Raw genomic sequence first — 21627 nt, 5'->3', positions numbered from 1 at the left:
ATCTTTGTTTCTATTTTTCTATTTCAACTAAATATTGCATTAATTCCTCTTTTGTTTCAGAGGAAAGTGGCGCAGATTTTCTAGTGTGGTCGTCCATTTGCACGATGACGGTTTCTGCCACCGCAGCAAGCTTAGCATTTTGATAGATTCCTTGAAATAAAGAAAAGGAACTGTTGCCAACTCTTGTAATGGCACTGCCAATCTCCACTGTTCCAGGCCACCGTATTTCGGAAAGTAAGTCCAGCTTTAGACTCGCTATGACAAACGATGCGTTTTCAGCATGCAGCGGCTCATTTGCATATAGCAGCTCAGTCCTTCCCGTTTCCAGGAAGGTTGAAAACAGTGCGTTATTTACATGTCCCTGCCGATCCGTATCTGCATACCTGATCTTGTCATAAGCCTTTAATGGAAAATCTTCATATTCCGGTCTCATCTGCATCACCATCAATCCTCCTGCATCAATGCTTTCTCGCCATTTCCTGCTAGATACATTCTTCCACAACTTAAACGATAAATCCTTCTTCAACATGTCTTCACTGGATTTCTTGTAGTAAGGCTCTCTCCATTTTATAGCTTTTCAACACCAGTAAATCGTCAGCATTAGCACTTCCTTGACAGCTTTGGGCTCTGCATCCTGAAACCTGTCACAATAACTGCTTTTCTTGACAGCTTTAAGCTCTGCATCCTGAAACCTGTCACAATAACTGCTTTTTCTTGACAGCTTTGGGCTCTCCACCTTGAAAGCTGTCACAATAACTGCTTTTTCTTGACAGCTTTGGGCTCTGCACCTTGAAACCTGTCACAATAACCACTTTTTCTTGACAGCTTTGGGCTCTGCATCCTGAAAACTGTCACAATTACTGCTTTTTCTTGACAGCTTTGGGCCATGCATCCTGAAACCTGTCACAATATCTGCTTTTTATTAAAAGCACAAGGTACGTACACGTGCTTCAGATTCAGTAAGTTATCATGACCGGTGCTGGATATCCATATATATACTGTAAAAGCCAACGGGAGTAGAAATCATTGGACAAACAGAATAGCAGGTTTAGGTGGGTTGTATTTTTTTCCGTATTGTTCACTTACTTATTAATGTCGAGCCAGCGGACAGCTCCGGGATTGATTACGGAACAGGTGATGAAGGATTTTCATGTAACAGCCACAACGATTGGGTTACTAACGAGTATGCAATTCTTGGTTTATACGAGTTTGCAAATTCCGATGGGGATTATGGCTGATCGGTTTGGGCCTAATTTTTTTCTAATTATAGGGGCAATCGTTACTGGGTTAGGCACGATCATTTATAGCCTTGGGACCCATGAGTTTGTCCTGTTTTTTGCCAGAATCCTTACGGGAATTGGAGATGCGACTATTTGGGTCAATTTGGTATTGATTTTAAGCCAATGGTTTAAAGTAAAGGAATTTGTTCGATTGATTGGTTTTGCGGGAATGACGGGAAGCCTTGGATTCCTTCTGGCGACAGTTCCTTTCTCCGCTTGGATTGACTTACTTGGCTGGAGAGCAGCATTTTTTTCAGCGGGCATAGCGTTATGTTTAGCCGGAATTCTTCTTTATATTGTACTGGTAAAGAAACCTAAACAACTCTTTCCTAATGAATCGGTAACTGTAAAAGATGATGTTCCACGTCAAAATATTTCGATGTTACTGAAAAGAATCGTTCTGAATCGGCAGGCATGGGCTTTATTCTTCTGTCATTTTGGGGTTGTTGGCGGCTATGTGGGCTTTATTAGTTCATGGGCAGTGCCCTATGGTATGAATATGTATGATCTGACTCGATCAGATGCCAGTCAACTAGTAATGGTTGGTCTTATAGGAGCACTTATAGGAGCTCCGCTGACCAGTTGGATTTCAAGTCGGCTTGAAACAATTAAGCGCCCTTATGTCATTGTTCATTTCATTATTTTAACAAGCTGGTCTGCTTTCCTTTTATTCAAAGGGAATCCTCCGCTTTTCATGCTCATTTTGCTTTTCTTTATCATCGGCTTTGGATTTGGGGCAAGCGCCTTAACTTTTGCTGTTGTTCGCCAGTCCTTTCCTATGAGGGAATCTGGACTTGTATCTGGTTTTGCGAATACCGGTGGATTTCTGAGTGCTGTTTTACTGCCAGGCTTCTTCGGAAAAGTATTGGATCACTTCCAGTCTGTTTCAGGCAGTATGACGGAAGGCTATTTTTATGGTTTCATTATTCCAGTCATCTTTTCTCTAATCGGCTTGTTTGGAGTGAGTACGATTAAGGAAATGCGCCAGCCTGAATCGGCAGAACTAGAATCCTCCCGTCTAAAATAAGGATTAAAGAACGTGGCTACCCGGACTTGGGTAAATCTATAAATGAGCCGGATGGTTTACTCGAGACATTTCCTGCAGCCTGAAAAAACCGCAAATTTGGAAAAGTAATTGTCTTCCTCCCTCTCTATAATCTGTTTAGGGGGAGATGAAATCGACATTTTTCAAAAAAATGGATTCGTATACTGTCTATATATATACACGTTTTTGGTCGCAGTTCTTTTTTACATTTATTTTTACAGTTAACTTGCTGTATCATGTCAAAGTCGTGGGACTTGATCCGCTGCAGCTGGTTGTGGTTGGGACTGTTCTGGAGGCGGTTGTATTCCTGTTTGAGATTCCGACTGGGTTTATGGCTGATCTAAAAAGTCGCAGGCTTTCTGTAATTATCGGGTACTTTTTGATTGGGGCCGGGTTCCTCACCGAGCGCTCGTTTCAGTATTTCGCAGCCGTGTTAGTGTCTCAGGTTCTTTGGGGTATTGGCTACACGTTTACCAGTGGTGCGCATCAAGCCTGGATTGCTGATGAGATCGGAGAAGAGCGTGCTTCCCTCGCGTTTGTGAATGGCGCTAAGGCTGGCAAGCTCGGCGAAGTGATCGCAATTCCTTTGAGTATGTTGATCGGTTACTATTTCATGATCAACCTGCCGATCATCATTGGCGGATTATCCATGCTGGCATTAGCGGTTTTCCTGCTTCTTTTTATGAAGGAAGAGAATTTCAAACCTGCTCAGCAAGAAAATACATCCACTTGGAAGACGCTGAAAAGTAATATGAACCAGATGGTCCATTATACAAAGGCCAGCTATCTGATGCGGATCCTCTTCCTTATTGCCTTGTTTTTCGGCTTATATAGTGAAGGCTTTGACCGGCTGTGGATTTCTCACTTTCTTGAAGAAACCCATCTTGCCAACATGACAGAAGGCAATTTGGTGATCCTGATCGGAAGCATTAATTTTGCCGTGATGCTTCTATCATTTGTCGGTCTTCATTTTATCAGCCGGAGTTCTCTCCATCATCAGCTAAACACCATCTATGTTTCCCTGCTAATCGGATGTGTTCTGATTATCACGTCGCTGACCGGTTTCGCTCTTTCAACTGGAATCATCGGTTTGCTGTGCTTTTACCTGATCATCCAAGGAACAAGGTCTGTCATGGCACCGCTTGAGGATACTTGGCTGAATAAAATCATTCCGGATTCCTCGACACGTGCCACTTTCTTTTCGGTAAAAGGCCTGGTTGATGCGATCGGCCAAATCAGCGGAGGACCGGCAATAGGGTTAATCGCCGCCAACTTCTCGATCAAAATAGCCATGATTGCAAGTGCCATTCTTTTAACACCTGTCATCTATCTTTATCAATTGGCCATCAAAAAATCTCGAGGGTGATAGAGTCACTCTCGAGATTTTTCTTTGATCGGAATATGGATTTCCATATAGATTTTTTTAAAATCCCAGTAATGGCAATGCTCATCATAATACTCAAAGTCAAAGCCCTCTTCATCCACTTCATAAGATGAGTGCGGAAACCAATCCTCCAGTATGTATCTCCATGTTCCTTTGATCGCCGTTGCGAATTGGCCAACCTCAACCAAAGGCGTCCGGAAGACCGCATAGACAGCCGCATGAATTTCTGTAGCGGTCACTCCATCCGGTAAGCCTTTTTCATCATCATGGTCTACAGCAAATAAATAACGACACGTACCTTCATCCAAGCTCCGGCTCAAATTGATACAATACTCTCCATGCTTTTTTGGCGATAACTCTTTGTACAAGTATGTTTCAATCGAACCGTCTGTCAAACCCTCCTGCTCCCAGAAGGCTGGCACATTTCTATCACCAGGGAAATTCTCGATACTGTAGATTTTACCGGCGACATTAAATGCTTCCCGACGGACAATCTGAGGCTGCAAGACAATGCCGCCAGTGTTCTTTTGGTGAAGGCTCATTAAATCCAGTTTTTGAGGCAGTGATGTCGGACAATGCTCCTTGTAAAGACTCGGCGGACTTCCAAAACATTTCTTGAACGCTTTCGTAAACCCTGCGTGCGTTTCAAACCCATAATCCATGGCAATTTCGATGATCTTTTTCCCATTTACCAACTCATACAGTGCAAACTGGAGCTTTCTTTTTACCACATAATCCATCAATGTATAGCCCGTCTGTTTCTGAAAAATCCGCGAAAAATGATAAGGTGAATACCCAACCATCCTCGCCAGCTCTTCAGCACTAAGCTCTTCTTTAATATGATCCTCTATATAATCAATGACACGTTGAAGTAAAAGTAACTGTTGAATCATCCTCACCACTTTACGGTTGGTCTTTCTTCCCCCTTAGAAAAATAGAATCATACATACAGTATAAATAACAGTTCGTTCTTAATAAAGAATTAGTCTTCGACAAAAAAACTGTGCGCGGGTGTCTCGCAAAGCGAATATGACACGGTGTCATATTCGTCATTGACATGTGACACTGTGTCATATATCATTTAATTATAAAATGACACGGTGTCATATCTCTAATCTGAGGTGATCACTTGCCAAAGCAAACATTTTTCAACTTGTCAGAGCAAAAGAGGAAAAAGCTGCTGGAATCAGCTGAGATTGAGTTCACAAGGGCTCCTTTATTTGAAGCCTCCATAGCAAACATCATTAAAACAGCTGGTATATCCAGAGGCAGCTTTTATCAATATTTCCAGGACAAAGAGGATTTATATTTCTATTTATTAGAAGATAAATTAAAAAAGGGCAAAATCTATTTCAGCGGATTACTGGCAAAACATCATGGTGACTTAATTGAAGCTCTGATTGAGCTCCAGAATTACTTTTTACTTGCCTTATCAGATGAGGAAGAGAAGCAATTTTTAAAAAATGCCCTGCTCTACACAACACATAGAGTTGAAAGCTCATTTACAAGTATTTGGGATACCTATCTGGATAACCAGGAGTTCAAGAAGGTCGGGGAATTGATTAATCGGGAATATCTGAATTCAACTGCAGAAAAAGAGCTGTTACATATTTTCAAAATGGTTTCTGCACTGGCCTTTAACAACCTGATTGAAAAAACAGTTAAGGGCTTATCTGATGAGGAGGCAATGGACTCCTTTAAGCTTAGTATGAGTTTACTAAAGCAAGGTATATACAAGCATAATGACTGATAAGTTTGGAGGCGAATGTAAATGACTGTGATGATATATGGATTAGGATGCAGATCAACCAAGAAAGCAAGAAATTGGATGATAAACCATCAGATTCCTTTCGTGGAAAGGGATATGATGCAGGAGCCTTTAACAGTTCAGGAACTTCAGGAACTTTTACAATTGACTACTGATGGTACCGATGACATTCTCTCTAAGAGATCCCTTCCTTATAGAAACATGAATATAGATTTTGATAATCTTTCGTTGCTTGAATTACTGGAAACGATCCATCAACACCCCCGGTTACTGAAAAGTCCTCTAATCGTGGAAAACAGGAAGCTTCAAGTTGGTTATAACGAGGAGGGAATCCGGCAATTCCTTCCGAGAAAGATTCGTAAGTTTCAGTGGCTGCAATGGAAAATGGAACACTTACAACCTATAGAAAGTTAACTTTTCCGTTCTCCATTTGCACTTAAAAGTTTTTAATCAGAAAAGGCGGCCTCCCCTCTGCTACACTCCCACCCATTATTGAATGAGCTGTAACAATAGGGAGGTAAACTTTAACCACAAGGAGAAGTCCACAAATGGAAGAATTGACTCAGCAGTACAGAATCAATCCCAGAGAAATGAGAAACGACCTAAAAAGGTTCTCTTTGATTTATAAATTTGCACTAGATGAAATGAATACAAAGATCAATATTTTAAAAGAAGAATTTATTCATATACACGATTACAATCCAATAGAACATTGTAATTCAAGGCTAAAATCTCCCGAGAGTATCATAAAAAAAATGACCAGGAAGAACCTTAGCCTTTCGATAGAATCCGCCAGGGAAAACATAAAAGACATTGCCGGAATCCGAATCATTTGTCCATTCATCACGGATGTTTATAAAATAAGCCAGATGATTGAAAAGCAAAAGGATATAGAGTTGGTTGAACGGAAGGACTACATCAAACAGCCGAAACCCAACGGTTATCAAAGCCTCCATCTTATTATTAAAATCCCGGTTTTTATGTCTGACCGAGTAGAGATGGTATTTGTGGAACTGCAGATACGAACAATCGCCATGGATTTTTGGGCCAGCCTGGAACATAAAATATATTATAAGTATGATAAGGAAATACCAGAGAGGATCAAAAAGGATTTAAAGGACGCAGCGATATCAGCTGCTGAGTTGGACTTAAAAATGGAGAGTATTAATAATGAAGTGGCGAATTTGAAAGTGAAAGAAGATCTGGATGGCGACCTTCTACCTTTCAATGAAACTCTAAAAATGCCTAAAACTAATTTTCAATCATTCCTTAATGGCTTTTTTGTGGAAGTTCCCAAAGAGGTAAAAAAGTAGAGATATCCAAAAGTGAGACACAGAGGTTCTCACGTCTCATTTTTGGGAGTCAAAGGAACAACAGAATCTTAGTCAAACCAACGATTATAGCGATAAATTAAGGAGGATAACGAAATGTCTATCCTCCTTCTTCTACATCATTTATTAACATCACTCATGTTCCAGTAGCTGTCTAGACTGGATACTATTTTTATACAGGTACTTTTCCAGTAGTTTTCACTTAGGCTCCGGAGCAGTCCCCGTTTCTCGCGATATTATTGCTGCAATAAATTCACTGCTCTTATAGAACTGATTTTCCAAGTCCCATCCATATTTTTATAGGTGAAAATGAGCTTTTCCCGCCCGTACATATCGCTTTCCTGGATTTGGGTGAGCACAGATAATCGATCTGTTATTTTTTCAAAATCATGAGGAATCTCTGGCTTGAAGGTTCTAACTGAATCCATCGCTACCAGATACAAGCTGCCATTTTCCTCTCGCAATCTGATGCTGAAGGTCGTTTCAACCACATCTCTGGACATAAAACCGAGAAATAATTGATAAAATTCCTCTTTCGTTTTATACGTTTGGAACTTGTAGTTCGGCTGATCCAATGCATCAGCATAGGCGGCTTCCCTGACAGTATTGTATCTGTTCAGCAAATCGACGGCTTCCTGCTCCTCAAGCTCGGGAGCGCTAGTCTTTTCACTTTGAAGCGATCGAGAAAGAAAGACCGAGAACTGAGCGCGGGTAATGTGTTCATAGGGGCGGAATGTTTTATCTGCATATCCATCCACAATTCCGTTATGGTAAGCTATGATGACATAGTCTCCTGACGCCTGGCTTGTTGAGACATCTGTGAATGGATGTTCTGGGTACCCTTTCCGGTCTGAAGGAGCGAGGGTCGATTTGATTAAATGAATGGTTGCATCTCCCCGATTCACCGGATTGTGCGGCCGGTAAGTTCCGTCTCCATACCCTGCCGCCACGCCAATCAGTTCCAACTGATGAATAAAGCCTGAACCCGTTACGCTGGCTGGAACATCCTTGAACCTTGCGTCAACGGGTTGTTCCCCAGGTAAGCCAAGAGCACGGCCAATCATGATTGCAGCCTGAGCACGAGTGACAACTTCATTCGGCCTGAAAGTACCATCAGCATATCCTCCGATAATCCCTTTCTGTACCAAATACTCCATATCCTCTTTTGCCCAGTGATTATTGATGTCACTGAATGAGCTGGCACCCGCTTTACCATTAAATAAAAAGAGGCTCGAAACCAACACAGCAGACAACAAAAAACACGTTACTTTTTTCATGATATCTCCCCTCTGCCAATTTTTTCATTACCATAACCGTAACATTTTTGGACTATTTTGTATATTGAAAGCAGATGAAAGCAGAGGGACGGTTCTACTGCTCGAAAACAAGCAGTAGAACCGTCCCTCAGTCTCTCCTTTTTAAAATCCTCAATTAACCTCTTACACTTATAAGCAAACATTCTTTACCTCTTTTAATAAATTGGTTTAATACATTCAAGGATATTTCTTCTTAAAGTAAACAGCTCCGTTATTTCAATAAGAAATATTGGCTTCGTGTGAAAAGTTCGCACAAGCCCACTCACCCTCTCTATTAAACAACTCATATACAGTCTCACGGTCCGTTGGTGGTTCCTCAATCCATTTTAGCAGGGTAAGAATAATAGATTTTTTTTTCTGGAAAGTGATGGATAAAGACTTCTGATTGCTCGTGAAGTCGTGTCGTCCAAATCTGGGAACGCACCATCACCATTGAATAGAATGTTCGAATGAGTTTACGGGCGAAGCCTTGCGAAATTATTTTAAACTCCTCGTTTGAAGCTGTTTTACACTTATTTAACGTCCGATTAAGATTCTCACAAATATCTCCATTAAATCGAATGGCTATCTCTGAAGTAAGTTTGTAAGGACCAAATCGTTTCCCTAAATCCTCTCCATACACACAAACACAGAGTTCCTTAAGAAATGCATTTTCGTAGTAATTTGAGGGGTCAACCGTATAGTCGTAATATGCAACAGCAATACCAACATCACGAACCATAGACCGATACTTTTGTGACAATTCCTGAGCCAGGTTCTTTATTTCAGCTATATTATAGGCACTAATTTTGCCATCAAACAGAGCAATAAGGTCTAAATCTGATTTTAAAGCTATGGCTTCGCCTCTGGCTACGCTACCGTACACATAAACACTGTGCAACTGTTCAGGAACCAAGTTTTTAAGGCTGTTAACAGATTGTCGGATGCAAGGCATATAGACATTATCAATTTTATCTTTACTAACATCGCTCACAATAAATCCGTTAGGGTCTAGACCATACCCAGCTTTTAAAATCACTATTTCATCACATCCCTCTATTATCATCCCAACATTTCCCTAATCCACTAAGATAATATAAACAAACAGCTTCTTATTGAAGTAAACTGCTGGTTTAGCTAAGTACATGATTTCACAAAGATCCTTATTAACCCAAAAAGTAATATTTTAACTGGTATTGCAATTCCAATTATAACAGATATAAATTCAGGATAATATTGGAAACCAAAAAAAGCATGATGATTTTATTACTAATCACCATGCTTTTCACTATACTAAGTTATTTATATTTTTGATTTTGCACCTCAGAAGTGAGCCCGTTACTTTAACTACGACAAGGAAAGTTTTCATCTCTGCCATTGCCTTAGCTAATGTATTACCTAACTAGCCCATCCCCAACCATAACATACTTCCGGGTAGTCAGCGCCGGCAATCCCATAGGCCCTCTGGCATGAAGCTTCTGTGTAGAAATCCCAATCTCGGCTCCAAACCCTAATGCTCCTCCATCTGTGAATCTAGTGGATGCGTTATGATATAATGCTGCAGCATCTACTAGCTGCAGGAACTTCTTTGCGTTCTCAGCATTTTCAGTAATGATCGCTTCTGAGTGTTTTGTGCCGTACTGGTCAATGTGGTCAATGGCTTCATCAAGATCGTTAACCACCTTGACGGCGATATCGAGACTCAGGTATTCGTCAGCCCAGTCAGTTTCGGTTGCTGGTACCACGTTTGGCAATACTGCCGCTGCTGCTCCGTCTCCATGCACAGTGATGCCGTTCTCCTGGAATGCAGCAGCAAGCTTTTCTTTGTTCTTCTCAAGCCATGCCTGATGGACAACAAGTGTCTCTGCTGCGTTGCAGACTGCCGGGCGATCTGTCTTGGCATTAATCATAATGTTGAGTGCTTTTTCAGTGTCAGCTTCTTCATCGACGTACAGGTGGCAGTTGCCTACTCCTGTTTCAAGCACCGGGACGGTCGCGTTTTCAACGACTGCCTTGATCAATGCTCCGCCTCCGCGCGGGATCAGGACATCGATATGTTCTTTCATCGTGAACAGCTGCTGTGTTGCTTCGCGGTCTGCTGTAGCGATGAACTGGATGGCGTCTTTTGGCACCTTTGTATTTTCGAGTGCCTGGTGCATGATGTCGACGATGGCTTTGTTGGAGGATAGTGCGGACGATCCGCCTTTTAAGATGATGGCGTTTCCTGATTTAAGTGCCAGTCCTGCAGCGTCGACGGTTACGTTCGGGCGTGCTTCGTAGATCATACCGATGACGCCTAGCGGAACGCGAATTTCTTTTACATTGAGTCCATTTTCCAGTGTCCAGTCTGAAAGAACGTCCCCAACTGGATCGGCATGTTCAGCCACCTGGCGAAGTCCTTCTGCAAAGTCGAAGATTCTCTCGCGTGAAAGGGCAAGGCGATCCATGAATGCATCCTCGAAGCCTTTTTCCTTTCCGTTCATTAAATCCTTTTCGTTCTCAGCTAAAATGGCTTCATAATTGTTTTCCAGTGCGTCAGCGAGAATCAGCAACGCTTTGTTTTTTTCCTCAGTGGATAGAATGCTCAGCTGCTTCGCTGCCTTTTTCGCTGCAATTGCTTGTTCCTCTACTGTCGTCGTTGTTTGAGTCATTGTCAATGTCATCAAAACGCCTCCTGTATATTTTTAGACTGATACCGGTAATGCAAAGTCTCGTGAACAAACAAATGTGTCCTGTTCGATTGCTTCTTTTCGTTCACATTCTTCTTCAATAAGTGTCTCTTCCAATTTTCCGCTAGAATAATTGATTCGTCCGAGTCCGATTTCTTCTCCGTTTTCATCCATCACTCTGACGACTGATCCCTCGCCGAACCTTCCTTTTACCTGAAGGATGTCAGACGGGAGGATGTTTTTCCGATCCTCGATGATTGCTTCCCTAGATTCCGGACGGATGATGACTTCGCCCTCAGGTCCAGAATGGAAGGCGATCCATTGCTGGTTGTTGTCGAGGTTGAAGCCTTCGGGATCCTGGTTAAAATAAGTGCCCTTTGCCGTTCCGCTCACCGCTTTTACCAGAATGTCCTTGCTGTCGGCCTTCCCTAAAAACGAATCAATCCCGGATGCCATCGCGATTTTTACAGCGGAGATTTTCGATTTCATCCCGCCTGTACCGACCGCGCTTCCGGAGCCGCCTGCTGCTGCTTCGATTTCAGGAGTGATTTCATGGACCTTATCAAGCAACTTAGCGTCTGGGTTGTCGTTCGGATTTGCGTCATACAAACCGTCGATGTCTGAAAGGATGATCAGTTGGTCTGCCTCAATCAACGCGGCTACCTTCGCTGACAATGTGTCATTATCGCCGAAACGCAGGCGGTCGACTGTGACCGTGTCATTTTCATTGATGATCGGGATAATCCCTCTCTCCAACAGGACGTTCAATGTATTTTTCATGTTGTTATAGCGATTTTCATTCGCAAAATCGCTTCTCGTGATCAAGATCTGGGAAGCGACATACCCATGAGATAAAAACAGTTCTGAATAAGATTCCATTAACAGGCCCTGGCCGATCGAGGCGGCTGCCTGCTTTTCCGGCAATGAAGTCGGACGCTGAATACAGCCAAGCTTGCGGTACCCTGCAGCCACAGCGCCAGATGAAACAACCGCTGTTTCATAGCCCGCATCCTTCAAGGCCACAATCTGGTTCGCCAGGTTCTCCAGCTTCCGGCGGCTGATCTCACCATGCATACTCGTCAGCGAACTGCTGCCAATCTTAATTACAACTCTTTTTATCTTCCTGTCTTGATCTACCATCCAATACCTCCTTGTGAATCCGTCCGTCTACAACAGAAGGAACCATCACTCATTCAAAAAGTGTTCGTATACCGTTTCTCTTTTGCCAACGTTATTAATGGTAACATCCTCAAAAACAGTTTCAAGGGATATCCTGCCATTCGTGAGCATATGGCCGAGATAGTGAATGGAAGCGGTAACATTTTGAAGATAGGGGCCATTAAGTTGCCCTCATCCCTGTTCAGGCTGGCTCAAGCTAAAATATCGCAATATATCGGAATTGAGGGAATCAATTGTTTTTTCTAAAAGAAAACCGCTAAGAGCATGAAAACTCTCAGCGGTTAAAACGAATCTTGAAGGAAAGACAGCTGTTTATCATGTTTCATTCTATCTAACCCTCAACATTCGGCCTGAATACAGCGTTCAAGCTGTTATACTTTATGATTTCCAGCAGCTGTTCTGCCATATAATGCGCACTGTATTTATAGCCTCCTTCAATCCATTCGATGATCAACCCGGCAATCGCAAATGCCTGATAGCTGGCGTGTAATTCTTTGTTGATCTTATCATTCTTAATTTGATCGCTTAGGTCCTTTAAAGTTAGCTCTTTCAATACCTTGGTCATTTTGTGCTGAAATCCTGCCAGCGTTGTGGATTGGACAATCAGGGAGTAAAAATCACTGTATTGGATGACATGATCAAACACTTTGATGGCAGAGGTTGTCAGCTTGTCCACTTCAAAGTTTTCTTTGTTCAAATATGGTTCACGATAGGATTCGATCAGGTCGGTGATGACATCGTCGATGATTTCATTCAGCAGGTCCTCTTTGTACTGATAATGCTTGTAAAAAAAGTGCCTCGATTCAAATCGGCACCCTGAACAAGATCTTTTACGGTAATCTCCTTGAACTCTTTCATTTTCATCAAGGAAATCAACGCTTCCTTCAGCGCCTTCTTGGATTTCAAGATCCTTCTGTCTATATAGTCACTTTTAACAGACATATAACCACCTCTTTGTTCAATAAAAAGAAATAATATTCATTATTGGTACATGGTGTTCATTATTAAACAAATATCGCTTTCTTTGCCGATTGAAGCGTTTCTTACAAGGTTATTATACTATAGATAGATGTTGCTTAATGAACATCTGTTGAATAACGGGGATTCAACACTTTAAAAGGGAGGAATGGAAATGAGACTTCAAAATAAGGTAGCAATCGTTACAGGCGCAGCATCCGGAATGGGAAAGGAAATTGCCGTGCTTTATGCAAAAGAAGGGGCAAAGGTTGTCGTATCGGATATCAACGCCGAGGCAGCAGCTAAAACAGTGGAAGAAATCCAATCTGCTGGAGGTACAGCGACCTCTGTAATGGCCAATGTAGCGAAGGAAGAGGACATTCAAAACTTAATCGATACAACAGTGGAGACTTACGGAACTGTTGATATTCTAGTCAATAACGCCGGAATTATGGACAACTTCGAGCCAGCTGGTGAAATCAAGGACGACAACTGGGAGCGAATTTTCGCGGTCAATACAACCAGCGTGATGCGCGCAACCAGAAAGGTACTCCCAATCTTCCTGGAAAAAGAACAAGGCGTCATCATCAACGTCGCTTCTGCCGGTGGATTACATGGGGCTCGCGCTGGCGCAGCTTATACAGCTTCCAAGCATGCAGTTGTCGGATTCACGAAGAATACTGGATTCATGTATGCGCAAAAAGGCATCCGCTGTAACGCGATTGCGCCAGGTGCTGTTGAAACAAATATCAGCGCATCCATGACAGGCATCAGCGAATTCGGAATGGGCCGCACCCAGCCTGGACTGGCCCTGAACCCACGAATCGGCAAAGCAGCCGAAATCGCAAAAGCTGCCCTGTTCCTTGCTTCAGATGAATCAAGCTTTGTAAATGGAACAGTCATCACAGCTGACGCTGGCTGGACTGCTTATTAATGAGAACCAGGGACGTTAATTTATTCCATTCAGTCCCAAAGAATAGAGAACAAATAAAAGAGGACAGGCATCTGCCTATCCTCTTTTATTTGTAGTTCTATGCTTTAATGATTTTAATCTTATCTTCATTCTCTTTACGTAGACCTTCAATCAGCTTGCTGATTTTCTCATTTTCTTTTTCTGAGAGAACCTGCTGCTCAAGCTGTGGCTTGATCTTCTCTAATGCTTCAGGCTCTTGTTCCTGGGCTTGTGCCAGCTGTTTATATTGTTCATACATGGCCTGGATTTCTTCGTCGGTTGCTTCGACCTTGCCAACCTTGCCGTCCAAGTACTTATTGACAGTCAGTTGCTTTTTCAGCTGGTCTTTTAGATCTTTTTCAGTCATTTCATTCTTTTTCAGTGCTTCTTCGAACTGTTTATCATCTTCAAAGTTGCCTTTGATTTTTTCCAGCTCTGCATCGACTTCTTTATCTTCAATTGAGATGCCGTCCTTCTCAGCTGTCTGGAGAAGCAGCTCGGCATTGATCATTTGGTCCAGAACAGACTTCTCCAGTTCTTCCTTCTGCTTGCTATCCATCTGATCTGCCGGCATGCCCTGTTGTTCATAAGTTGCTTTCATGGCCTCCAGCTCTTTCTCATATTGCTGCTTAGAAATGCCTTCCCCATCTACTTTTGCAACCAAATCTTCTTTATTTTCCTTCTCAGTATTCCCTTTTGAGCTATCATTGCTGCATGCGCCCAGAACAAGGACGGCAACGCTCAATAAAAGAATGCCTGTTAAAATGCGCTTCATCAAAAAAACTCCCCTTTCACTTAACTTGTCCGTCATATTATCACATTCTTCGAATTAAAAGGGAAGTTTTTAAGGAATTGTTATCAGATTGAAATATTTCACTTCTGAGAAGAGCTAAGACTCAAAAAATTTGTCAGTGATACTAATTCTACTTCTCTCCCATCTTTTTCATAAACGGTTAAAGCACCTTCCTGTTCTTTTTTCTCCCATCCCCAAAGTCTAATAATAGCTTGATATCTTAAGGGCAGACCATTTTCCTCAGAAGCCGCTTCCCATTTATAAGATTCATATCTCCCCTTGATACTTGTTAGTTCAGCACCTATCGGAACAGGAAAACCCTCGAATTTCTCAGATTCTTGATATGAAAAAAGAAATATTATAGAAACAATAATTAAGATTGCAAAAATTGATATTTTACCTAATATATTTTTATTAACTTTCTCCACCCTCTTTGTTTGAATGAATACAAAACAGATTCAAAGAATCACCCCGGTAAACTCCCCAGTCAGCACTTCTTTTTCATGCTGATTGGTGCAAATGAAGGTCGCTCGAATGGCAGTCCGATTCTTTTCCTGCTTTTCGTATTTTTCAATTTTCACTTCACATATGATGGTGTCCCCTGTAAAAACTGGCCGCAGGAACTCGAAGGTCATATTCCGGGCGAGCACATTGTGGTCTCCGCCTACTTTGGTCGGCAGTGTGGCTGTCAACAATCCCTGTACAACCAGCCTGCCTTGTTCATCCGGAGTCAGATGATGGATTCCCTCATCTCCTGAGATCTCCGTGAACAACTCAACATCCCTTAATGCAAAAGTCCTCTCAAACGTTATGATATCTCCCGCCTGCAATGTCATATTTCTCTCCTCCTGTTAGCCAAATCCTTTACTCCATTAAATACAACAAAAAAGGCGCCAATCCTCCCCGGATCACGCCAGTTTACTGATGATCTTTATCATCAGTGAATATTTTAAGAGCTCCAAATATCATCACAATTGGAATCACGACTAGTACTAATCTAAGCACATAGATTTCGAGGATGAGACTTACGACTGCAAAAGGAATCGCAATCATGGAAGCCATCGCGATGAACCTTGTATAGCGGATGGCTTTACTCGATATTTCCGGTTCCTCTCTATACATCCAGCGACTGCCGAACAGGATGCTTTCTTCCGGACTATTATATGTCCAAATCAGCAAGCCATAAATCGGAATCAAGATAACCACGGTGAAAAAAATCGTCACAATCATAATGTACCTCCTGAGCATCCAGCGTTGGGACCCTATCTAATGTTACGCTTATACTCTGAAAAGGTTTCATTATAATAACCTTCTGCTTCCTAAACCCTACTTACAGGATTGCTTGTTAAGCTGACACAAAGGTCCCAGACTTTCTCGATGTTCTCCGGATCGTCTGCGTATTTCGGGTAAACATTTTGATCCATCAGCTGCTTGATATCCTGTGTAAGTCCTTTAGAATAATGTGATGGCTCCATCACCTTTCTTTTATCGTTGATGAGTTTGCCTGTCACATTCTTGAACTCTTCTGAAGTGCATATATGAAAATAGGTGTCAGCCATCGTTTCCCTGGGTGCGCTGAAGGCATTCTGAATCCTCGCTGCGAATCTCCAGCCTGATTGGAATTTATTAATCGTTTCTTTCGATAGTTTGATAGCAGGAATTTGCACGGCATTGACGCTGATCCGTTGTTTTTTCAATTCATCGGCCATTTTAAAGGTCATCAGCAACAAAGCCATTTTGGTGTCGCCATAAAACTTATATGTTTTGAATGGCCGTTCGTTTTTGAACTCTCCCTGAAGATTATCGAACTCAATCGTCCTTTTTGGTTCGAAAAAATGCCTGATATTCGTCGTGCAGGCATGAAGGACCCGTGCATCCTCCGACTTTTCTAGCATACTAACCACTTGTCTAGTGAGCAGGAAAGGGCCAACGGTATTCGTGGCAAAAGAAAGCTCGATTCCGTCCTGGCTAAGCAAGTAGTTTTTCTCTCCATGATTCAAATAGGCAGCATTGTGAATCAGAATGTCCAGTTTAGGATATTTATCTTTAAGCACTGTGGAAAATTGGCGGATGGATTGGAATGAAGAAATATCTAGCTGCAGCAAATCAATATGTGGATTCTTAGTTGCATCAATTATTTCCTGTTGCGCACTTTTGCTTCTCTCAAGATTGCGGCATGCCATTACCACGGTGTATCCCTCATTGGCAAACTTCGTGGCCGCCGCCTTGCCAATACCAGAATTCGCTCCTGTTATGACGACAATTTTATCTTCCATATGAACCTCCTTGGTAAAAAGTATCACACTTTCATCATATCTTTTTTTCATACCAGTCAGAATCAAATGCTGAGAATAAAAGGATTTGTTGATCTTAATCAAACGTTTGATTAAGAAACCTGAAGAGGGACGAATCTGCATTCCCACCAGTCCTTTCGAATGATGAGTCACTGATCCCGTCCCTTTTCCACCATTATTTTTCTGTTTTAAATGTAACTTCGCCTATACCTAAGTCTGCCTTCAAATCGATCTTCACTTTTGCATCTTCATAAGCTTCATTCACATAAACACCGTCTCCTTTTGAAATTAAATCTTCAAAGGATGAGGAACCTAAGCCCTTTTGTGCGTGAATTTTTACTCCTGTATCTTTTGGAAGGATGACGGTCATCTGCCCGACTCCAGATGAAAGCCTGGCATCAAAGCTTTCTTTCCAGTCTCCTCCAAGATCAACGGTTATTTTACCAACCCCTGCGTTCACCTCAAGGTTCGAAAGCTGAATCCCTTTCAAATCAAGGTCGGTTTCTGACGCCCCTGCATTTACGACCAGGTCAACTGGTACATCTTCGTTAATTTTTATGTCCCATTCATTCTTCATCTTTCCGATTTTAAAATGATCCGGCTGAGCAATCTCAACCTCTCCTACTTTTCCGTTTAGATCATAGGAAACTTCAGGCTTCATCTTTTCAGGTTCATAGATTGCGTTTCCACTTATCCATTCTTTGCCGCCGCCCGCAACGTCCATCTCCCCGGCACCAAAATTCAGGACAACCTCAAGCTCCTTTGCCCGATCCTTCTCCACAAGTATTTCATTATCACGTTCATCACTGGCAAAAATCGTGTTATTGCACCCAGACAGTATCAAAACAGCCGACAACGCAGCCAAACCCAAACCCATCACTTTTTTCATTTTATTTCGCCTCCAATTGATTATAGGTTAATCATAAGGCAATCCCCAGCTTCATTTAACAGCCTGGGGCTTTAACTTGTAATCAGCCTTGCGACCTATATATGGAATATAATGGGACGAATTCACGTTATCAGCAAAGCAGTGGATAGAAGGGGTGACGGTACCTCAGCCCCAACACCTCGGTTCTTTTCTGGCTGATTAAGAATCGGTGACTTCGGACAGTTCTCATTGCCTATTGAATGGAGCAAAGGGCCGTAACCCTTTGCTCATTTTTTCATGGAATTGTTCATCTCTTTTTCAAGCCGTTTAAAATACAGGAAGAAGCTTACCCAAAAGATCAGCTTCCTTTTTCACTTCAGATATGCTTTATAAAATCCGGATACTGTATCAACGATCAGAGCAACCGCGAATACAATCACGACCCATGTTTTGGATTGTGTCCAGATGGTTTTGATCAGTTCGTACGTGTCCTGGTTCAAACCTGCTTCGCTTACTTGGTTCAATTGCTGCATGAAGTCGGGATTCCAGATTGCCTGGTCCTTAAACAAGAAGGAAACAAGAATCAGTGTGACTGCATTCAGGATCAAATTATATATGGCCAGCTTCTTCGTCCATTTTCCGATGATCAGCTTTAACCCTTCCTTTAAAATCCCGATCACAGTGATGACATAAATAATGTTGAAGAATTGTTCGATATACTCTTTATTTAAAAATGGAATCACGTTTACAAGTTCGCCTTCCTCGAACATCATGACACCAAACACATGGTTGGAAGAATAGAGGAAGACAAGGAACAGGATTGAAAAAACAATTCCTGTGATGGCTTCGCCGCGTTTGATCCGCTTTTTCTGATCAGGAACAGGCGGAAGATCTGAAGGTGTCCACTTTCCATTCTCTTCAGCGATTCCAACATTGGGAGTGACTCCTTTATATTGCGCAATCGCAAACCCGATCGTCACCCAGACAAACGCCTGCATGCCCGCGTTTATGACCGACGTGAAATAACCGATAATATGCTCTATCACCGAGCCGGGTTCAACCATTGATTCAATGATGAACACGACCGTCATGGCAACCAGCACAGCAAAAAAGACGATCTTCAGTACAGTAATATAGGGATGGAAGAGCTCGGGGCCGATTAAGTATCTTTTCGAACCACGATACTTGTCAGCTAAATCCCTCGGGGGACCAAGTTCGAGCAGGATGCTTTCCACATCTTCATCGGCAATCGGGCGGCCGTGTGTCCTTTCCCCAAGCATGTCTTCAATCAAACCTCTCAATTCCTTGGCAATATCAGTTCTCTGAGACTGCGGAAGTTCGTGGGTCACAGCATGAATGTACCTCTCAATCATCTCCATTTTCTATTCCTCCCCCTTCGATCAGCCCGGCCATATTCGAGGCCATCTTCTTCCATTCATCGAGCAGCTTTATATAAACGTCCTTTCCTAGAGGACTCAGCACGTAAAATTTCCGGGGCCTCGCCTCATTTGTATCCCATTCGCTTATCAGCAACCCCTGCTTCTCCAGCCTTCTGAGCAAAGGATATAAGGTTCCAGCCTCTACCTGAATCCCTTTATCCGCCAGTATGGAGACGAGAGAATATCCATACTGAGGTTTTTCAAGCTGGCTTAATACAGCAATGGTGATCGTGCCCCTGCGCAATTCCTGAAGTAACTTATCAACCATTTCATTCACATTGCTCATTGTATCAACTCCTGCCTTCAGTATAGTGTATGTTATACAGTATTGTAAATGATACAATATTAGCTGCGAAATGAACGGACGCTTCTCGTTTAAAACGGAATTCGAAATCTTAGCATAGGTCATCAAAGAATGAAGAAGAAAGAGTCGCAAATTGTAAGTACAAAATAAAAAGCATCCCAAAGGATACTCAATAATAAATTCATAAAGGTTCTATGTTTATTTTTCGAGTGCTAGAAAAATCTAACAATCGCGGGTCAGTTCACTGCGAAACAAACGATATTGTGTTGTTTTTCTGGAATATTTGCTTTCTATGTTAGTTTGACATGCTAAAAGTTGGAATGATGGGGAAACAATATGGACTGTTTGATGTTTTATCGATCAGATTTTTAAATATATCGGCGTTTTTTTCATTATATCGACCACATTCACGAATATATCGACCAACGTGAAAAAATGGTTCTCAAAGTCAATATCCCACATACAAAAAAAGAACAGCCATTACAGCTGTTCTTTCGTGTGCCCGGCGGCTCCACAAACCAGAAGAAGCAAAGGGACTCACTCCCTTTGCTTCCATTTAAGCCTCCGGCATAATCCAGACGATTTCACGGATCCGGACAAAAAAGGTGGAATCCTGCTCCTCGACCACCACATGGTCTGGCTTGGCATCCCTTACGATTCCGCTCACGGAACCACGCGTTGTGTCAAGGACGACTCTTTTTCCAATAAGCCTATAAAGAGCGGAATAGACATACGGTTCCACGATCACCACATTCATTGGTCCGTTTTGTGCTCCCTGCGAATTCATTCCATTAGGCATCATAATCCTTCTTCTCCCTCCAGACAGGTCACCATTTAATTCTGATTATCCTATGAACGCCTGGCTTGGTTTGTTACCCGCATGAGTCCTATCCGTCTATTAAAAAGGATATATAGACTTTATCATCGAATATTTTTACTAATTAAATTTGGAGAGAAGGTTTTAACGTGGTCGAACTTAAAAATATAGCCATAGATTTCGAACTTATGCATGATTCTTTTCTTGAAGATTGGAATATGGCAATGGCTACAGGTGAGACATCTGATCTGGATCGAATGACAGAAGACTATTATGTCACTTTTTTCAGAAGTGCCAATGATCGGCCGGCATTTTTTAACAAACAGGAAGCCATAGATGGCCTGAACCAATCCGTCATGCATTTCCGGGGATGCCAGAAACGCTTTGAGAACCGGGTGATCCGTCTCAGGAACAAAGAAAACGCTGTGGTCTTTTATGAGCAGCTGATCGTTAAAAATGAAGAAGTCTTAGCGCGGCTATTTACGATTGAAAACTGGCAGTTAATACAGCAAAAATGGATGATTGTCAGGGAAACGGAAGAGGCGATCAATTAAGAAACAAAGGACGGTTTTCCCGGCCCCAAAAATATTTGTTGGGTGCACCAGAACCGTCCCCGTGTCCGCCTTTATTTCATCTTTTCTACTCTTTGCCGATGATTCACATCTATGACAAGATCTCCAACACCCATGGCAATCAAACCATTCAGCAAAGCGAATAATGGAATCATTAAATCTCCGCCGCTATTTGAAAAAAGAGACATAATGAGTACAACAATACTAAAGAAAACGAAAGCCATTCCTAATAAGTATAATGCACGTCCAACAAACAATCAGATTCACTCCCAGTACTAAAACCTATTTCTCTATACTTTATGAGACTTTAACAAATTGTCTCACAGGCACAGCCACTTACTCCCCGCCCTCTTGCCTATCATCATTCCTTCTACTCTTCCAGTTTTTTGGTTCGTGATTAGCAAGATCCCACAAATGATTTCAAGTGATTTTTCAACCACTAATAGGTAGTCAAATTGAAACAAGGCCATTGCTTCTGGACTTGTGGCGATGAATGGCTCCAACCCAAAAATAACAAAATACCCGTTAATGCCCGCAAGCAGGAAAACAACTCCAAGGAACAGTCTGCAGACATGCATAATCAAATTAGACAGTTTCGACACCTCCCCTAAGAGTCTATTCAAGCTACCTCAGGAAAATGTAAAACTGTCTATCCTAACTGTGATACCTTGGGAGATTAA

Annotated in this window: 26 protein-coding genes; 7 read left to right on the top strand and 19 right to left on the bottom strand. The window is 42.2% G+C overall.

The window, feature by feature from the left end:
* Positions 1-10 precede the first annotated feature (10 nt).
* Positions 11-439: an acyl-CoA thioesterase gene (locus FOF60_RS02655; protein WP_225650394.1), complete on the bottom strand. Its 429-nt coding sequence runs from the start codon at positions 437-439 to the stop codon at positions 11-13.
* A gap of 587 nt (positions 440-1026) precedes the next feature.
* Here FOF60_RS02655 and FOF60_RS02650 point away from each other — a divergent pair.
* Positions 1027-2307 (top strand): MFS transporter, encoded by a 1281-nt coding sequence (locus tag FOF60_RS02650; RefSeq protein ID WP_192473192.1) that lies wholly within the window; start codon positions 1027-1029, stop codon positions 2305-2307.
* Between the two features lie 145 nt (positions 2308-2452).
* Entirely contained in the window at positions 2453-3691 is a 1239-nt protein-coding gene (locus FOF60_RS02645) for an MFS transporter (RefSeq protein ID WP_192473193.1), read from the top strand.
* Positions 3692-3696: 5 nt separating this feature from the next.
* Here the strand turns inward: FOF60_RS02645 and FOF60_RS02640 are convergent, their stop codons facing one another.
* Positions 3697-4602 carry an AraC family transcriptional regulator gene (locus FOF60_RS02640; protein ID WP_192473194.1) on the bottom strand — a complete coding sequence of 302 codons (906 nt, stop codon included), beginning with the start codon at positions 4600-4602 and terminating at the stop codon, positions 3697-3699.
* Between the two features lie 236 nt (positions 4603-4838).
* Here FOF60_RS02640 and FOF60_RS02635 point away from each other — a divergent pair, with 236 nt between their 5' ends.
* The 3 genes from FOF60_RS02635 to FOF60_RS02625 all read left to right on the top strand — a co-directional run bounded on the left by FOF60_RS02635 (position 4839) and on the right by FOF60_RS02625 (position 6790).
* Positions 4839-5459: a TetR/AcrR family transcriptional regulator gene (locus FOF60_RS02635; RefSeq protein WP_192473195.1), complete on the top strand. Its 621-nt coding sequence runs from the start codon at positions 4839-4841 to the stop codon at positions 5457-5459.
* Between the two features lie 21 nt (positions 5460-5480).
* Complete coding sequence (locus tag FOF60_RS02630) at positions 5481-5891, top strand: Spx/MgsR family RNA polymerase-binding regulatory protein (RefSeq protein ID WP_192473196.1); 411 nt, start codon at positions 5481-5483, stop codon at positions 5889-5891.
* A gap of 134 nt (positions 5892-6025) precedes the next feature.
* Positions 6026-6790: a GTP pyrophosphokinase gene (locus FOF60_RS02625; protein ID WP_192473197.1), complete on the top strand. Its 765-nt coding sequence runs from the start codon at positions 6026-6028 to the stop codon at positions 6788-6790.
* A gap of 254 nt (positions 6791-7044) precedes the next feature.
* Here the strand turns inward: FOF60_RS02625 and FOF60_RS02620 are convergent, their stop codons facing one another.
* From FOF60_RS02620 to FOF60_RS02595, 6 genes are all read right to left on the bottom strand, one after another.
* Positions 7045-8085, bottom strand: a complete 1041-nt coding sequence (locus tag FOF60_RS02620) for an S-layer homology domain-containing protein (protein WP_192473198.1) — start codon at positions 8083-8085, stop codon at positions 7045-7047.
* Between the two features lie 355 nt (positions 8086-8440).
* A complete protein-coding gene (locus FOF60_RS02615) occupies positions 8441-9169 on the bottom strand; it encodes a nucleotidyltransferase domain-containing protein (protein WP_225650395.1) in 729 nt (242 codons plus the stop codon).
* 328 nt (positions 9170-9497) lie between these two features.
* A complete protein-coding gene (locus FOF60_RS02610) occupies positions 9498-10766 on the bottom strand; it encodes a glutamate-5-semialdehyde dehydrogenase (protein WP_192473199.1) in 1269 nt (422 codons plus the stop codon).
* Between the two features lie 21 nt (positions 10767-10787).
* Positions 10788-11912 (bottom strand): glutamate 5-kinase, encoded by a 1125-nt coding sequence (proB, locus tag FOF60_RS02605; RefSeq protein WP_192473200.1) that lies wholly within the window; start codon positions 11910-11912, stop codon positions 10788-10790.
* A 370-nt stretch (positions 11913-12282) separates the two neighbouring features.
* A complete protein-coding gene (locus tag FOF60_RS02600; protein ID WP_225650396.1) occupies positions 12283-12648 on the bottom strand; it encodes a TetR-like C-terminal domain-containing protein in 366 nt (121 codons plus the stop codon).
* A 56-nt stretch (positions 12649-12704) separates the two neighbouring features.
* On the bottom strand, positions 12705-12893 hold the full coding sequence (locus tag FOF60_RS02595; protein WP_225650397.1) for a hypothetical protein: 189 nt from the start codon (positions 12891-12893) through the stop codon (positions 12705-12707).
* 190 nt (positions 12894-13083) lie between these two features.
* Here FOF60_RS02595 and FOF60_RS02590 point away from each other — a divergent pair, with 190 nt between their 5' ends.
* Positions 13084-13842 carry an SDR family oxidoreductase gene (locus tag FOF60_RS02590; RefSeq protein ID WP_192473201.1) on the top strand — a complete coding sequence of 253 codons (759 nt, stop codon included), beginning with the start codon at positions 13084-13086 and terminating at the stop codon, positions 13840-13842.
* A gap of 97 nt (positions 13843-13939) precedes the next feature.
* Here the strand turns inward: FOF60_RS02590 and FOF60_RS02585 are convergent, their stop codons facing one another.
* From FOF60_RS02585 to FOF60_RS02545, 9 genes are all read right to left on the bottom strand, one after another.
* Complete coding sequence (locus tag FOF60_RS02585) at positions 13940-14635, bottom strand: SurA N-terminal domain-containing protein (RefSeq protein WP_192473202.1); 696 nt, start codon at positions 14633-14635, stop codon at positions 13940-13942.
* Between the two features lie 98 nt (positions 14636-14733).
* Positions 14734-15081 carry a hypothetical protein gene (locus FOF60_RS02580; protein ID WP_192473203.1) on the bottom strand — a complete coding sequence of 116 codons (348 nt, stop codon included), beginning with the start codon at positions 15079-15081 and terminating at the stop codon, positions 14734-14736.
* Positions 15082-15111: 30 nt separating this feature from the next.
* Positions 15112-15489: an FAS1-like dehydratase domain-containing protein gene (locus tag FOF60_RS02575; protein WP_192473204.1), complete on the bottom strand. Its 378-nt coding sequence runs from the start codon at positions 15487-15489 to the stop codon at positions 15112-15114.
* 82 nt (positions 15490-15571) lie between these two features.
* On the bottom strand, positions 15572-15883 hold the full coding sequence (locus tag FOF60_RS02570; RefSeq protein WP_192473205.1) for a hypothetical protein: 312 nt from the start codon (positions 15881-15883) through the stop codon (positions 15572-15574).
* 89 nt (positions 15884-15972) lie between these two features.
* Positions 15973-16929, bottom strand: coding sequence for an SDR family NAD(P)-dependent oxidoreductase (locus FOF60_RS02565; protein WP_192473206.1), 957 nt, complete (start codon positions 16927-16929; stop codon positions 15973-15975).
* 193 nt (positions 16930-17122) lie between these two features.
* Positions 17123-17836, bottom strand: a complete 714-nt coding sequence (locus tag FOF60_RS02560) for a toast rack family protein (RefSeq protein WP_192473207.1) — start codon at positions 17834-17836, stop codon at positions 17123-17125.
* A gap of 350 nt (positions 17837-18186) precedes the next feature.
* Entirely contained in the window at positions 18187-19194 is a 1008-nt protein-coding gene (locus FOF60_RS02555; RefSeq protein WP_192473208.1) for an HAAS signaling domain-containing protein, read from the bottom strand.
* Positions 19181-19540, bottom strand: a complete 360-nt coding sequence (locus FOF60_RS02550) for a PadR family transcriptional regulator (RefSeq protein WP_192473209.1) — start codon at positions 19538-19540, stop codon at positions 19181-19183. The genes FOF60_RS02555 and FOF60_RS02550 overlap by 14 nt, the downstream gene beginning before the upstream one ends.
* 574 nt (positions 19541-20114) lie before the next feature.
* Positions 20115-20360 carry a YuzF family protein gene (locus tag FOF60_RS02545; protein ID WP_225650398.1) on the bottom strand — a complete coding sequence of 82 codons (246 nt, stop codon included), beginning with the start codon at positions 20358-20360 and terminating at the stop codon, positions 20115-20117.
* A gap of 164 nt (positions 20361-20524) precedes the next feature.
* Here FOF60_RS02545 and FOF60_RS02540 point away from each other — a divergent pair, with 164 nt between their 5' ends.
* A complete protein-coding gene (locus FOF60_RS02540; RefSeq protein WP_264647631.1) occupies positions 20525-20929 on the top strand; it encodes a hypothetical protein in 405 nt (134 codons plus the stop codon).
* A gap of 71 nt (positions 20930-21000) precedes the next feature.
* Here the strand turns inward: FOF60_RS02540 and FOF60_RS02535 are convergent, their stop codons facing one another.
* Both FOF60_RS02535 and FOF60_RS02530 read right to left on the bottom strand, forming a co-directional pair.
* A complete protein-coding gene (locus FOF60_RS02535; RefSeq protein ID WP_192473210.1) occupies positions 21001-21204 on the bottom strand; it encodes a hypothetical protein in 204 nt (67 codons plus the stop codon).
* A 63-nt stretch (positions 21205-21267) separates the two neighbouring features.
* Complete coding sequence (locus FOF60_RS02530) at positions 21268-21549, bottom strand: hypothetical protein (protein WP_225650400.1); 282 nt, start codon at positions 21547-21549, stop codon at positions 21268-21270.
* Positions 21550-21627 lie beyond the last annotated feature (78 nt).

This window comes from Mesobacillus jeotgali (assembly GCF_014856545.2).
Taxonomy (GTDB): domain Bacteria; phylum Bacillota; class Bacilli; order Bacillales; family Cytobacillaceae; genus Mesobacillus.
The sequence above is the reverse complement of the archived record's forward strand: the minus strand, read 5'-3'. Positions and strand labels throughout refer to the sequence as shown.